Source organism: Streptomyces sp. NPDC047072, assembly GCF_040643855.1.
Lineage (GTDB): Bacteria > Actinomycetota > Actinomycetes > Streptomycetales > Streptomycetaceae > Streptomyces.
On the sequence record NZ_JBEYVC010000069.1, the window covers coordinates 20,338 to 34,152 of the forward strand.

The window sequence follows — 13,815 nt, forward strand, 5'->3', positions numbered from 1 at the left end:
GCTGTGTCCAACGTCCTCATCACCGGCATCACCAGCTGCGAGAGCCGCGGCGTCGAGGCCCTTGCCCGCTCCATCATCGAGCAGCTGAACACCGAAGCCACCGACGGAGGCAGCAACGTCACCGTCCTCACCCAGACCCCGGCGCTCGACGCGGAAGCCCTCGCCCCCACCGGCGCCCGTTGCGTGGCCGATCCGTTCGTCGTCTCCCGCTCGTGGCAGCAGCTGCGCCCTCAGGAGAGCCCTGCCGAACTGGCCGCACGCCGCGAGCAGCTCCTCGCGGAAACCGATCTGGTCGTCGCCACCGGGGGCGACCTGCACACCTCGGACTACGGGGTCTCCACGCCGTATCTTCGAGCCCTCACCGCCGCGCAACAGCGGGACATCCCGACGGTCATGATCGGCCAGTCCGTCGGCCCCTTCGACGACCCGGCCGATGCCGCGGCATGGCTCACGGTTGCCGCCCGGTGCCGTCTGCTCACCGTCAGGGAGAGCGTCTCCCTCGGCTATCTCGTGGGCAAGCTCGGCCTTCCCGAGCACCGCGTACGGCTGTCCTCCGACCCCGCCTTCCTGCTGCCGGCAGCCACCGACGAGCGAATATCGACCGTGCTGGGACCGCTGGGGCTCACCCCCGGAGACCCCTACCTCTGCCTCGCTCCCAGCCAGGGCATCACCCGCTTCAGCACCCTGGAGGATTCCCAGCACGCGGTAGGGCTGACGCGACTGGCCACCGCCCTCGTCCGCACCCGGAAGATGCCGGTGGTCCTCGTCCCGCACTGCCACGACTCCCGCCCGCACAACGACGACCGGATCCTCGCCGCCCGCATCGCCGAAGCCGCCGGCATGCCCGAGGTCATGGCCCTGCCCGGCGCGCTGACAGCCTCCGACTACAAGGGTGTGCTGTCACGGGCCGAACTCGTCATATCCGAGCGCCTGCACGCCGCGATCGGCGCACTGTCCGGCGGCGCCCCGGCCGTCGCGATCGGCCACTCGCACAAGTTCAACGGGGTGCTCGCCGAAACCTACGGTGACACGGTCGACGTCGACGGCATCCACGCCGACGTCCGCGCCTTCGCGCAGGACGCCACCGTCATCGACCGGCTCGTCAACGACACCGACGTGACCGCGCTGCGCGCCACCCTGCGGCAGCGGCTCCCTCTGATCACGGATCGCACCCGTTGCGACTTCGCTCAGATCAACAAGCTCCTCGGCGCCTGAACCACCAGTCGCACAGAGCGGTCGCCTGCCCGCCCAGCATCTCGCACGACCCGCTGCCGCCCGCTCCGTGGCAGCAGCGGGACCCCACTCATGCCAAGGGAGTCACGACATGCCCACACATCTGGTGACCGGCGGCGCCGGTTTCATCGGGTCCCACCTTGCCGCGTCCTTGATCGAGCGCGGCGACGACGTCGTCGTCCTGGACAACCTCGACGGCGGCAAGACCGAGAACGTACCCGACGGCGCGACCCTCCTCGTCGGCTCGGTCGCCGACCGGGCCACGGTCACCGCGCTCTTCGACTCCTACTGCTTCGACGGCGTCTACCACCTGGCCGCCTTCGCCGCCGAGGGCATCAGCCACGCCGTCAAGCACCACAACTACTCCGTCAACCTGCTCGGCAGCATCAACCTGATCAACGCCTCGCTGGCCGCCAAGGTCCGGTTCTTCGGCTTCGCCTCGTCGGTCGCCGTGTACGGTCACGGACACGTCCCCATGCGCGAGGACGAGCGGCCCGTCCCCGCCGACAGCTACGGCAACGCGAAGCTCGCCGTGGAGCGCGAACTCGCCGTCACCATGAAGCTGCAGGACCTGCCGTACTTCGCCCTGCGCATGCACAACGTCTACGGCGAGCGGCAGAACATGGGCGATCCCTACCGCAACGCCGTCGCCATCTTCCTCAACCAGATCATGCGCGGCGAGCCGATCAGCGTGTACGGAGACGGCAGCCAGGTCCGGGCCTTCACCTACGCCCCGGACATCGTCGGCACCTTCCTCGCCGCGTCCGACCAGCCGGCTGCCTGGGGCCAGGTCTTCAACGTCGGTTCCTCGCACACCACCACCGTGCTGGACATGGCCCACGCCGTACGCACCGCCATGGGCGTACCCGACCACCCGATCAAGCACCTGGCTGCCCGCACCGAGGTCCACGCCGCGTACACCGACAACAGCCTCGCCCGTAGGACGCTCGGCGACTGGACCGACACCCCGCTCGCCGAAGGTCTGCGACGCACCGCCGCCTGGGCCCGTGAACACGGCCCCGTGGAACCCGAAACCTCCCTCAGCATCGAGAACGACACCGCGGACGAGCCCGAGTGGTTCGCCTGGGCCGCCGGACGGGCGGTCACGTCATGACGGGCCACACCCTGGCCGTCGATGTCGGCGGCATCCTCTACTACGACGAACCCTTCGACCTCGCCTGGCTCCAAGGCGTCTGGGAACTCGCGCGCGCGGACAATCCCACCCTCACCATGGACGCCTTCCTCCAGGCGATGCGAGACTTCTACCAGAACCGCCCGCCCGGATCACCGCCGCCCGGCCTCTTCCCGCCCAACGGCACGAAGAGCTGGCAGAGCGTCCGCGAACACTGGACCTCGTTAGTCCAGCCCATTCCTGGAGCCGTCGACGCGCTCAGCCACCTCGCCGAGGAGTACGAGGTGTGCATCGTCGCCAACCAGCCCCCGGAAGGCCTCGCCGCCCTGCGTGCCCTCGGAATCGAGGAACAAGTTCAGCTCGTCGCACTCGACTCCCTCGTCGGCTACGCGAAACCCGACCCCCGCCTCTTCCAGTGGGCCCTGGACCGGTTGGGCTGGAAGCCGGAACACACCGTGGTCATCGGCGACCGTCCCGACCACGACGCCGCTCCGGCACTCACTCTCGGCTGCTCGGCAGCGATCGTCCACGTCGACAGCGGCTGGAGCGCACCCCCCGGGGTCGCTCCCGAGATCGTGACCGACTACCGAGAGCTGAAAGCCCGACACGGCCGCACAACCGGGGGAAGCACCAGGCACTGCACCATCGCCACCCTCGGGGACCTGGCCGATTTTCTGCGGGCCATCGGCCCCGAAGAACGCAGCCCACGCCCCAGCCAGGAGGTGCACCCGTGACGCTCGGCGCCGGCCTTCCTCTCACCATCGTCATCTGCAGCAACCGACCCGACAGCCTGCCGGGAGCTGTCGCCCGCACCATCGCGGCCATGGGCCCCAGGGACCGCCTCCTGGTCATCGCGGACATGCCCGCCCAACGCCTGCCCGCGCTGCCCACAGACAGCTCGCTGCCTCTGTCCCGCATCCGTGTCATCTGCAACGAGGGAAACCAGGGGCTCGCTCACAGCCGCAACAAGGCCATGAAGGAGGCCACGACACAACACCTCGTCTTCCTCGACGACGACATCGTCCCCGGCACGGAGGCCTTGACGCGGATACGCGATGCCCTGACCGCCGGCGCGCATGTCACCGGGACGAGGATCACCGCTCACCTTCAGGGGCGCCGCCGCCCGTGGTTCCTCACCTCGGGACAGCTGCACTACCTCGGATCCCACGCTCCCGCCCGGCCGGCGTCGATCTGGGGCGGCAGTTTCGCCGTCGACGTCGAACACGCCCGCCTGCTCGGAGTCGGCTTCGACGAACGCCTCGGCCGGATGGGCAGCTCCCTCGCCTCCGCCGAAGACACCACCTTCGTACGGGAGATGACCGCGCACGGTGCGACGGCGACAGTCCTGCACGACGCCGAGGTGCACCACCTGATCCCCTCCCATCGGCTGACCCTGTCGTACCTGCTGCGCCGCGCCTTCTGGCAGGGCCGCAGCGAAGCACGGCGTAACGACGCGCGGCGGGGCATCGGCAAGGAATGGAACCGCAACCGCTCGGGGGACGGCGCCCGTCCGGTGCGGGCCGCCCTCGCCCTGCTCTACACCGGCAGCGTTCTTCTCGGAGTGTGCCGGGAGTCCGTCACACGAAGCCGGACCAGCACCGTCGGTGCCGAGACCGGGAGCGACCGATGAAGGTAGCCATGGTCATCCCGCCGTATCGGTACGGCGCCGACCCCACCCAGTGGATCACGGTGCCGCCCCAGGGCTACGGCGGCATCCAGTGGGTCGTCGCCACGCTCATGGACGGGCTGCTGGAGGCCGGGTGCGAGATCCTGCTCCTCGGAGCGCCGGGAAGCCCGGCCCAGGAGGGCGTCACGGTGTCCGCCGCCGTGGAGACGGACGAGATACACACCGCCGTCGAGGCCTTCGGCCCGGACATCGTCCACGACCACTCGAACACCGCCGCGCTGCCGGCCGGCAACCTCAGACCAATCGTGAGCACCCACCACCTCAACGGCGCGCCGGAGCGCCACACCAACGGCGTCTACCTCTCCCGCGCGCAGCGCTCCGCTGCGGGGTCCTCATCCGCCCCCGTGATCCGGCTGCCGGTCAACCCCGCCAGGTATCACTTCCAGGAGGAGAAGGACGACTACCTCCTCTTCCTGGGCCGGGTCTCCGCGCACAAGGGCGTGCGCGAGGCAGCGGCGTTCGCACACGCGGCCGACGTGCCGCTGACGGTCGCCGGACCGGCCTGGGAGAAGGACTATCTGGAAGCGCTGCTGGCCGACTTCCCGCACACCGTCCGCTACGTGGGTGAGGTCGGCGGCAGCGCCCGTACCCGACTGATCGCGCACGCCCGAGCGCAACTCGTGCTGTCCCAGCCCTGGGGAGGACCGTTCGGCGGACGATGGATCGAGCCCGGCGCCACCGTGGTCTCGGAGGCCGCCGTCAGCGGCACCCCGGTGATCGCCACCGACAACGGATGCCTGCCGGAGATCGTCCCCGGCGTCGGGACGATTCTGCCGGCCGGGCAGATCACCCCCGGTGACGCGAAGCAGGTGCTGGCATCTCTGCCCGCGGCCCAGGCCGTGCGCGAAACAGCGGTGGACCGATGGGGCCACCACACCGTCGCCCGCCAGTACCTGGCGGTCTACAACAGAGCAGTCAGCGGGGAGGCCTGGACGTGACCTCGGCAGGTCACGCTGTGCGCTGCTTCGCCAGACGCTGGCGGCGGGCCTCGTAGAGAACGACGGAGGCCGCGTTCGACGCGTTCAGGGAGCTGGCCGATCCCGTCATCGGAATGCTGATCACCTGGTCGCAGAGCTCTCGCCAGGCTGTGCTGAGGCCTGCGGTCTCATTACCGATGAGCAGCAGGACCGGCTGGGTCAGATCGAATTCCGAGGCATCGGCATCACCGTCCTCGTCCGTGCCGACGACGACAACCGGCCGCCCCTGAGCTCGCTCCTTCTCCAGCCACTCCATGACCTCGTGGTGCGACTGGCTCCGCACCACGGGCACGGCGAAGAAGGATCCCGTGGAGGCACGTACCGACTTGGGGTCGTACGGGTCCGCCGCGTGCCCCGTCACGATGAGCCCGTCGGCGCCGAAGGCGTCGGCCGACCGCACGATGCTGCCGATGTTGCCGGGCTGCGTCGGCCGGTCGAAGACCAGACCGAGGAAGTCGTCGCGAACCTTGATCCGCGAAAGGCTGTCCGGCGCCATCTCGACCACTGCCAGGACTTCCGCAGCCCCGTCGGCCTTCTCACTCAGCTCTGCGAGCAACTGCGGCGCCATCGCGACACGCTCGGCGCCGACTCCGCGCAGTAGGTCCTCGGCCCACCGGGAGAGCGGCCGGCTGGCGTCGTAGAGCAGGGACCGAACAGTCCAGCCGTGCTCTACGGCCATCGTGATCGGCCGTACGCCCTGAACCAGGAACTCCTTCGCACGCCCCCGCTTGGTGCGGTTGTTGAGCAGCGTCTGCAGCTGCTGGAAACGGGCATTGCGGGTCGTGATCCGCTGCACTGCCACCCGTCCTCCAAGCCGAAGATGATCATCGTGCACCCAGTCGTCCAAGCGAAACACGGCTGGGCACCCAGCAGATTACACGGGCTGGTACGTCACCGAACGTGTCCGTCGTTGGACCGGCTTCTCGACTACGGGTGGCAGCGCGCGATGCATCGGGATCGAAGCGGGCCCCAGTGGTCAGCCGTTTCTGATCGCAGCGTCAGGCAGCCTGATGTCGCTCCCCAACGCCGGCCGTGCCGACCGACAACCGCGATTCAGCCGAGGAGCGGATGCGGGTACGACACTCAGTCCGTCTCACGACAGCGTCATCCATGCGCAGCGAAGGCGGCGTATCGGCACCGTCGTTCCGCACGCCCACGGTCGGTGGCTCCGGTGCGATCTCAAACCATGTCGTCTTACCCGTGGCTTCCGGTCGCGTCCCCCACGCGTCGGCCAAGGCGTTCACGAGCAGCAGGCCCCGACCGCTCTCGTCGTCCGGCCCGGACTGAACAACACTCGGCAAGCACGCATCGACATCCGTGACTTCGACACGAAGCCGGTCGTCAGCCAGTTTCACAGCGACGTCGCACGGAGCATCCGAGTGCAGGACGGCATTGGCGATCACCTCGCTCGCCAACAGCTCGACGTTCTCCAGCGCTTGATCCGACAAAGGGAGGCCCAAGTCCTGGACAAAGGCGACGACTTGGCGACGCGCCGCCGGAACTGCGCCGACAGCCGCCGCAACAGTGAATCCGTACGTAGTACCTTCGGGATCGCGACGCGCCATGACGACAACCTCACCTTGGTAGCGGCTTCAGGGATCAGAAGCCTTCCACCCGGCAAGAGTTGTGTGAGGACAGTCTGTCCGTAGGCCCACCACGCAACATGCCTTGACGCCTCGGCACATTGTGATAAGCGACCAGCCCTGATTGAGGCTGCGAGGTTCCATGCCGAGTGAACCGTACCCCGCCGCAGCTCGCGTCAGTCCACTTCCCCAACGATCACGGCGCCATCCGCGGCATTCCGTGCATGTACCCAAGGAGGCGATGCCATTCCATGACTCCAGAGATCCCGCTCATCGTCGCTGACACCTCCTGTCCCGAAGTAGAGAGCACGACGAGAGCCCCCTTCCGGGCCTTCTGACCGCCACACCGCCGCAAACGAAGCCCCCTTCGCTCGGCGGCTGGCTACGGGGCAACTCCGAGGAGCCGGTGAAGGTCTTCGGTGACCACGCGGTACGCGTTGCCGAGCTTGAGGACCGTGACCGGGTACTGGTCCCTCTTCGCCAAGGCGTATCCCGTGCTGCGGCCGATGGTGAGCGCCTTGTTGGCCGTATCGAGGTCGACGGCAACGGGCAGAGCGAGCAGCTCGTCGCGGGTCATTCCCCGGCCAGCCTTAGATGTCGTCATGATGCATTCCGATCGCCTCTGTGTGCAGTGACAGCAGAACATGTACCACGAATGTTGCAGCCACTTATTTTTGAGGCGTAAGTTGTAGCCATGACGAATCGAGACTGGTCGCCGGGCTTCACCGCCCGCGTAGCCGAGCAGATGCGCCAGGCCCGCAAGGCCGCCCGCCTCACCGTGGCGGAGGCGGCACAGGCGTGCGCCGAGCTGGGCCTGGCGGTCCCCAGGACGACGATCACGAATCTGGAGACCGGACGCCGCAACTCGATCGACCTCGCGGAGTTCCTCGTGCTCGCCGAGGTCTACAAGGTGCCGCCGATCAGCCTGCTGTTCCCCTTGGGCACGGACGCCTCCGTCGCCCTGCTTCCCGACCGAGAGGTTCCCACCTGGGAGGCCGTCGCCTGGTTCACCGGTGAGACACCGTTGACCGAGCCCGCGCAACAAGGCTCCGCCCGGGAAGTGCTGGACACGTTCCGCGCCCACAGCGACGCCGTGGCCACGGCTGCCGCGTCGACCCGCCTGGCGAAGGATCGGAGGCGGAAGGCCAGCATCACTCTGGACTCCGGTCGTCGCGAGACCCTTCTGGAAGCCGCTGCCTCGTACGAGCAACTCGCATTCGACGACTGCAGAGAGCTACGGGTCTTCCGCCAGGCGATGCGGGAGCGCGGGCTGGTTCCGCCCGCGCTCCCCGCAGACCTCTCGTTCGTCGACGAACCCGACCCCCAGGACTAGCGTGACCAGCACCACCTCATCCGGCGGCGCAACCACCCGCCGCTGCTCGTGCCGCGACCCGGAAACCGGCAAGAACTACGGCAGGTCGTGCCCCAAACTCGCCAACCGCCGTCACGGCACCTGGGCGATACGCCACGAGCTGACCAACCGGTCCGACGGCACCCGCCGGGAGTTCCGTCGCAGCGGTTTCGAATCCTCGGCCGAGGCGACCAAGGAACTGAACAAGGTCCGTGCGCTGCTCGCCATACCCGACGAGGACGACCCCGCCGGCTATCTCGCGGTCAGCGACATGCTCGAGACCTGCGCCAAGAACAAGGAACCGCTCCCGGACTACGACGAGACACGTCGACGGCTCGCCGCCGGACAGGTCCTCAACCCCAGGATGTCGGTGTCCGAATGGCTCGACCTCTGGCTGAGCGGCAAGAAGCGTCTCCGCGTGGGTGGCCAGAAGCGCTACGAGAGCGACATCCGGGTCCACCTGAAACCCCATCTCGGGGAAGTACGGCTCGACAAGCTCAACGTCCCCCACCTGGACCGGATGTTCGACGCCATCAACGAGACGAACATCGAGATCCAGGAACAGAACGCCCAGAGGCGTGCGGCTCTCGACGAGCTCAAGTCCATCCCCTGGAAGGGCGCCGAGAACCGGGCACGCCGTAAGTGGCTCAAGGCCGCCATCGACCAGATGCCGTCCTTCCGCCGGGTGACCAGCGTCAACACCCAGCACCACATCAGGGCGACGCTTCGCGCCGCGCTCAACACCGCCATCGCGCAGCGGATCATCCCGAACTACAACGCGGCCGAGCACGTCGAGCTGAAGCCCGGCACCAAGCCCAAGGCCCTTGTGTGGACCGAGGAACGGGTGGCCCACTGGCTGGCCACGGGCGAGAAGCCCAGCCCGGTGATGGTCTGGACCCCGGAGCAGACCGGCCAGTTCCTGGACCATGTCGAGGGTGACCGTCTGGATGCCATGTGGCGTCTGATCGCCTTCCGCGGCCTGCGTCGAGGCGAGGGGTGCAGCCCTCGGTGGCTGGACTTCTCCAAGAGGACCAGCTCCCTGGAGATCGCCACCCAGCTCGTCCAGGACGGCTGGGAGGTCCTCGAAGGTCTTCCCAAGACCAACAGCGGCATCCGGTCCGTCGCCCTCGACGAGGAGACGGTGGACGCACTGGAACGTCGCAGGCTCCTCCAGGAAGAGGAGAGGCGTAAGTGGGGCGACGCCTGGAAGGACACCGGCCGCATCTTCACCGAGGAGGACGGCTCCCTCCTCCACCCGGGCAAGATCTCCGACCTCTTCGAGCGGCTCGTCGCCGAAGCCGGACTCCCGCCCATCCGCCTCCACGACCTGCGTCACGGCGCCGCGACCCTCATGCTCGCGGCCGGCGTCGACATCAAGGTGGTCTCGGAGACGCTGGGGCACAGTGATAGCCGCATCACCCGCGACATCTACCAGTCCGTCCTCGACGACCTCGCGCGGGCAGCGGCAGAGGCCGTCGTCAAGCTCGTGCCTCGCGCACCCCGCGCGATCCGCTCGGTGATCGAACAACGTGCGACTCGGGGTGCCCCTTCCGTCGGTGCATCGCCTCGCTGTACGTGCAGGTGCACCTGCGGGGCCGGCCAAGGTGACGCGCTCACCGCATAGCCGGGTCGTCTTCGTCTCCCTATCTGATTGCTGAAGGGAGTTCCTGGGGGTTGCGGGTCGTGGTGGCCAGCGCTCGGCGGTGTCGGTTGATCACTGATCCGTCGCCGAGAAGGAGGCTGTCCGGGGTGAAGTGCGGGGTGTGGAGGTGGCGTTCGAGGGCGGGGAGGTAGTTCCAGCGGATGGCGGGGTGGGCCGAGTGAGCGTAGTGGTGGAGGTCTCCGTAGGGAAGCCACGTGGTGGCGGCGAGCCAAGCCAGTACGCGGTTCGTGGGGTAAAGGCGCAGGCAGCGGCCCGCTTCGGTCCAGGCCGGGGAGCCGGTGCGGGGGTCGGGATCGAACCAGGTGTGTTCGTTGAGCAGGCTCAGCCAGGCGAGTTGGGGGTAAAGCAGGAGACGCGGGACGAGGAGTCCCGCGACCAGCGCGGCCCAGCCACCGGTGACGTAGGCGAGTGCGGCCATGAGGACCAGGGCCACCACGCGGTGCCAGGAAGTGGCGTTGCGCAGGAGGTCGGTGGCTGTGGTGCGGATTCCGGTGGGGGTGAGCGGGAGGACGAGGGCTCGCAGGAAGCGGGCGCGGGGGACGCCGGGGCGTAGGCCCGCGGTGTGGAGTTCGGCGAGGTTGGGGTCGTTGTCGAGGGTGGCGTTGGGGTGGTGGTCGCGGACGTGCTTGCGGTGGCGGACTGCCACCGGGGCCAGCCCGAGGGGGTGGTGGGCGAACGCCTCGGCGAGGAGGTGGTTGGCCCGGCGGGTGCGGGCGAGGACGCCGTGGACGGCGAAGTGGCTGATCTCCTGGAGGTGGCGGAAGTGGACGGCCACCGCGATCGCGGTCACTGCGGCGAACAGCGGTCCTTGGGCGGTGAGCAGCCACCAGCCGGCGATCTGTGTCCACTGGCCGACGAGCAGCAGCGTTGGGGTGAGGTCGTTGGCGCGGGTCCGCTGGAGTGCGACGAGTCCGACGGCATCGGCCCGGCGGGAGCGAGCGCGTGCGAAGTGGACGCGGTCGATCTGTCGCAGGGTGATACCGGCGGCGAGCAGGGCTATGCAGAACAGCATGGACAGTCCCGGGGCGAGCGGAAGGCGCGCGGCTGGCCGCCCGCGCATGACTGTCACGTACCGTAAATCTGTGTCACTAGCTCTGCCAGATGCGGTAAGCACCTCTGGCTGAAAGTGATCTACCTAAGACTCGAGGTCCTCAGAGCTGGTCAACGGCCCGTGTGGCGCGGTCGGCATCCCAGGAGGAGCCGTCGAGGAGGGGTCGTACTCCGCTCTCGTACGACTGGAGGACGGTGACCGCGGAGTCGGCGCCGTGGCCCCAGACGGACTCGAAGCGGCCGATCCAGCGTTCGACACCCTTGAAGTAGACGGAGGACCGTCCGCGGGTGTAATCGGCGTCGCCCTGCTCCTCCTCCACCAGCGCGGCGGCCGAGGAGAGGATGACGACGTCCACGGCCTGGTCCGCGCGCAGCCGGTCGCGTACCGCGAGGCCGCAGGTGACGCCCATCTGCCGGTGCATGGAGATGAGTTCGAGGAGGTTGCGGGCGTAGTCCTCGCGGAGGAGGTCGGCGCGGTAGCAGATGAACAGGCGCTGGATGGTGCCGCCAGCTTCCAGCAGGCGGCGGTTGGCGGAGAGGTATTCGCGGCGCTGGGTGAGCAGGGACGGGTTGGTGGTGAGGTCGGCGGCGAGGATACGGAGCGGGTCGGTGCGGGAGTCGACCAGCGTCTTGACGAGCAGGACCGACAGGCGCGGCACTTCGGAGGCGTAGACCCGCAGGTGGCCGTCGGCGATCTCGCCGTAGTCGGAGATCAGCTCCTGTTCCAGCTGGCCCCGCACCGATTCGTAGTAGAGGGCGTTGTCCATCGCCTTGAGGTTGTTGGCGCGGCGCAGGGTGATGTAGCGGCTCCTGAGCCAGAAGTGACCTGCCGTCAGCCAGACGACCAGGACGGTCTCCACGATGAACAGAGCGTTCTTGACGCCCGCCTGGTCGTTCACCCAGGCGGCCACCGGAACGACGATGCCAGCAAGGCCGATGAAGGCATTGAGGACGGGTGAGATCAGCAGGTTCCTGGCCTGGGTCACCGGGTCCGTGCGTGAGGTGCTCATGACGTAAACCGCCCCCTGGGTCTTTCCGTTCGCTCGCGTTGCGTTGTGGTGGTCCGCGCTTGCCGTTATGGCTGTGGGAGACCGACGGGGAGGTCGTAGGTGATCTCCCACTGGTTCGCCGGGACCAAGAGGTCGGCGGTCTCCACGGCCCGTCCCGAGGTGTCGTAGTAGGTCCGCTCGATCAGGGTGGCCCGCGAGCCGACCGGGGCCCCCAGAAGGTGTGCCTGTTCACGGTCGATCAGGATCGGGCTCGGCACCTCCCGGACGCGGGAGACCTCGATGCCGATATGGGCCATGCGCGCCGGGACGCCCCGGCCGGCCAGGGGACCGCCCTCCGGCAGGACGATCACGCTCCCGGAGGTGATCGCCATGGGCTCCCAGCTCGTCAGCAGCAGCACCGGCCGGTGCTGGAGGAGGAACTCGTAGGCCGTGCGGACGCAGGAAGCGCCCTCCTCGATCCCCAGCCGGGCGGCGATGGCGGCGGGAGCGGGCACCTTCGCCTCGCTGTCCGCTTCCCAGGTGCCGGTGAATCCGGCCGGTGCGACCGCGTTGTTACCCGAACCGGATCCCTGGGTACGCCACAGAGTGTGCCGCTGACGTGACGCGCGTACGTAGGTGCCGGACCCGGCACGACCCTCCAGGAGACCTTCGTCGATCAGGAGTTCCTGCGCGCGACGTACGACGTTCTCTCCGACCCCGCCGAAATCGCGTCCCAGGACCGAACGTGACGGAAGCCTGTGCCCCGGTGGCCACGTGCCGTCAGCGATACGGGCCCGCATCACGTCGGCCACCACCAGGTAGGGAGCCGGGGAAGCCGAAGTCCCGTCGGCCATGCTCCTCCTCGCGCTCGCGCGCCACCCTGTACAGATTGACAAAATTAGTTCACTAGCTGAAAGCTGGTGAACTAGAAGTGCAGAGGGTGATATTCAAGCGAGTGGACGGTGGGGGACGTGGGCAAAGACCGTCAGAACTCCGCTGTCCACGCGCTCGTCGCACAACTCGTCGGCCTGACGGGAACTCACCCCCGCGTCTCCCGGGAGTCCTCCGGCATCCGTATCGAATTCGACGTGACACCAGAGTCGACCCGGCAGTGGGAGCAGATCCTCGGGCTCTTCGAACAGGGTGCGGCCTTCGGGACGACCGACACCGACACGGGACAGGTCGCCTGGATACGGATCCCCGTCGAAGACGACGAAACGGACCCTCCCGCCTGATGCACGGCCGCCTTCTCGATGCCCCTCTTCGGCTCGTCCCCTTCGTCAAGGGACACGGCGCACACAACGACTTCATCGTCGTGCCGGACCCGGAAGGGCAACTCACCCTCACCCCGGCCGACATCACCCGTATCTGCGACCGACGCACCGGGCTCGGAGCCGACGGGCTCCTGCGAGCCGTCCGCACCACCGCCGTCCCGGAAGCCGCCTCGATGGCAGGACAGGCCGAGTGGTTCATGGACTACCACAACGCCGACGGCTCCCGGGGAACCATGTGCGGCAACGGAATCCGGGTCTTCGCCCGCCACCTTGTCGAGGCCGGCCTCTCCCCCGCCGGGGTCACCACCATCGCCACCCGCTCAGGACCCCGTACCGTCCGCGTGCCCGCGCACGGAGACCGGAACAGCACGATCACCGTGGACATGGGACGTCCCCACCTTCCCGGCACGCCGGACGTCGTCGTGACCGTGGACGGACACCGGTGGCCCGCCGTCCACGTCGACATGGGCAACCCACACGCCGTCGCCTTCGTCGACGACCTCACCCACCCCGGCCCCCTCTGCGTCCCCCCGAAGGTCGCCCCCTCCCACGCCTACCCGGAAGGCGTCACCGTCGAGTTCGCCGTCCGCACCGGCCCCCACCATCTCCGACTCCGCATCCACGAACGAGGCGTCGGCGAGACCCAGGCCTGCGGCACCGGGGCCTGCGCGGCCGTCGCCGCCCACCGGCTCATCCACCGACACTCAGGCGCACAGACCTACACAGTCGACGTCCCCGGAGGCCGCCTCCGCGTGGCCACCCTCGGAGACGAATCGATGACCCTCGAAGGTCCCGCGCTCATCACCGCCCGCGGAGTAATACGACTGGATGAACAGAGCTGACATGACGTCAACCCGTGTACAGCAGGTGCTTCGG

15 protein-coding genes are annotated in these 13,815 nt (G+C 68.3%); 9 read left to right on the top strand and 6 right to left on the bottom strand.

The features are described 5' to 3' along the window. Positions 1-3 precede the first annotated feature (3 nt). The 5 genes from ABZ896_RS26845 (at position 4) to ABZ896_RS26865 (ending at position 4,990) form a co-directional block, all read left to right on the top strand. Positions 4-1,215 carry a polysaccharide pyruvyl transferase family protein gene (locus tag ABZ896_RS26845; RefSeq protein ID WP_360934186.1) on the top strand — a complete coding sequence of 404 codons (1,212 nt, stop codon included), beginning with the start codon at positions 4-6 and terminating at the stop codon, positions 1,213-1,215. 109 nt (positions 1,216-1,324) lie between these two features. Beyond that, a complete protein-coding gene (locus tag ABZ896_RS26850; protein ID WP_360934189.1) occupies positions 1,325-2,347 on the top strand; it encodes an NAD-dependent epimerase/dehydratase family protein in 1,023 nt (340 codons plus the stop codon). Continuing rightward, complete coding sequence (locus ABZ896_RS26855; protein WP_360934192.1) at positions 2,344-3,099, top strand: HAD family hydrolase; 756 nt, start codon at positions 2,344-2,346, stop codon at positions 3,097-3,099. Before ABZ896_RS26850 ends, ABZ896_RS26855 begins: the two co-directional genes overlap by 4 nt. Further along, entirely contained in the window at positions 3,096-3,995 is a 900-nt protein-coding gene (locus tag ABZ896_RS26860; protein ID WP_360934195.1) for a glycosyltransferase, read from the top strand. The genes ABZ896_RS26855 and ABZ896_RS26860 overlap by 4 nt, the downstream gene beginning before the upstream one ends. After that, positions 3,992-4,990, top strand: coding sequence for a glycosyltransferase (locus tag ABZ896_RS26865; RefSeq protein ID WP_360934198.1), 999 nt, complete (start codon positions 3,992-3,994; stop codon positions 4,988-4,990). Before ABZ896_RS26860 ends, ABZ896_RS26865 begins: the two co-directional genes overlap by 4 nt. A 10-nt stretch (positions 4,991-5,000) precedes the next feature. Here ABZ896_RS26865 and ABZ896_RS26870 read toward each other — a convergent pair whose 3' ends face one another. The 3 genes from ABZ896_RS26870 to ABZ896_RS26880 form a co-directional block, all read right to left on the bottom strand. Further along, positions 5,001-5,831, bottom strand: a complete 831-nt coding sequence (locus ABZ896_RS26870; protein ID WP_360934259.1) for an RNA methyltransferase — start codon at positions 5,829-5,831, stop codon at positions 5,001-5,003. Positions 5,832-6,027: 196 nt separating this feature from the next. Beyond that, positions 6,028-6,594, bottom strand: a complete 567-nt coding sequence (locus tag ABZ896_RS26875; protein WP_360934201.1) for an ATP-binding protein — start codon at positions 6,592-6,594, stop codon at positions 6,028-6,030. A gap of 400 nt (positions 6,595-6,994) precedes the next feature. Beyond that, positions 6,995-7,216, bottom strand: a complete 222-nt coding sequence (locus tag ABZ896_RS26880; protein WP_360934204.1) for an integrase — start codon at positions 7,214-7,216, stop codon at positions 6,995-6,997. A 90-nt stretch (positions 7,217-7,306) separates the two neighbouring features. Here ABZ896_RS26880 and ABZ896_RS26885 point away from each other — a divergent pair, with 90 nt between their 5' ends. Both ABZ896_RS26885 and ABZ896_RS26890 read left to right on the top strand, forming a co-directional pair. Then, positions 7,307-7,945, top strand: coding sequence for a helix-turn-helix transcriptional regulator (locus ABZ896_RS26885; protein ID WP_360934207.1), 639 nt, complete (start codon positions 7,307-7,309; stop codon positions 7,943-7,945). 1 nt (position 7,946) lies between these two features. Further along, on the top strand, positions 7,947-9,587 hold the full coding sequence (locus ABZ896_RS26890) for a tyrosine-type recombinase/integrase (protein ID WP_360934210.1): 1,641 nt from the start codon (positions 7,947-7,949) through the stop codon (positions 9,585-9,587). Between the two features lie 19 nt (positions 9,588-9,606). Here the strand turns inward: ABZ896_RS26890 and ABZ896_RS26895 are convergent, their stop codons facing one another. The 3 genes from ABZ896_RS26895 to ABZ896_RS26905 form a co-directional block, all read right to left on the bottom strand. Continuing rightward, the gene (locus ABZ896_RS26895) at positions 9,607-10,638 is read right to left on the bottom strand and encodes a fatty acid desaturase (protein WP_360934213.1); all 1,032 of its coding nucleotides are present in this window, start codon (positions 10,636-10,638) and stop codon (positions 9,607-9,609) included. Between the two features lie 139 nt (positions 10,639-10,777). Further along, positions 10,778-11,686 (bottom strand): hypothetical protein, encoded by a 909-nt coding sequence (locus ABZ896_RS26900; RefSeq protein WP_360934216.1) that lies wholly within the window; start codon positions 11,684-11,686, stop codon positions 10,778-10,780. 65 nt (positions 11,687-11,751) lie between these two features. Further along, on the bottom strand, positions 11,752-12,519 hold the full coding sequence (locus tag ABZ896_RS26905) for a GntR family transcriptional regulator (RefSeq protein ID WP_360934218.1): 768 nt from the start codon (positions 12,517-12,519) through the stop codon (positions 11,752-11,754). Between the two features lie 117 nt (positions 12,520-12,636). Here ABZ896_RS26905 and ABZ896_RS26910 point away from each other — a divergent pair, with 117 nt between their 5' ends. Together ABZ896_RS26910 and dapF are read left to right on the top strand one after the other, a co-directional pair. After that, a complete protein-coding gene (locus tag ABZ896_RS26910) occupies positions 12,637-12,900 on the top strand; it encodes a hypothetical protein (RefSeq protein WP_360934221.1) in 264 nt (87 codons plus the stop codon). Further along, positions 12,900-13,781: a diaminopimelate epimerase gene (dapF, locus tag ABZ896_RS26915; RefSeq protein WP_360934224.1), complete on the top strand. Its 882-nt coding sequence runs from the start codon at positions 12,900-12,902 to the stop codon at positions 13,779-13,781. The genes ABZ896_RS26910 and dapF overlap by 1 nt, the downstream gene beginning before the upstream one ends. Positions 13,782-13,815: the final 34 nt, after the last annotated feature.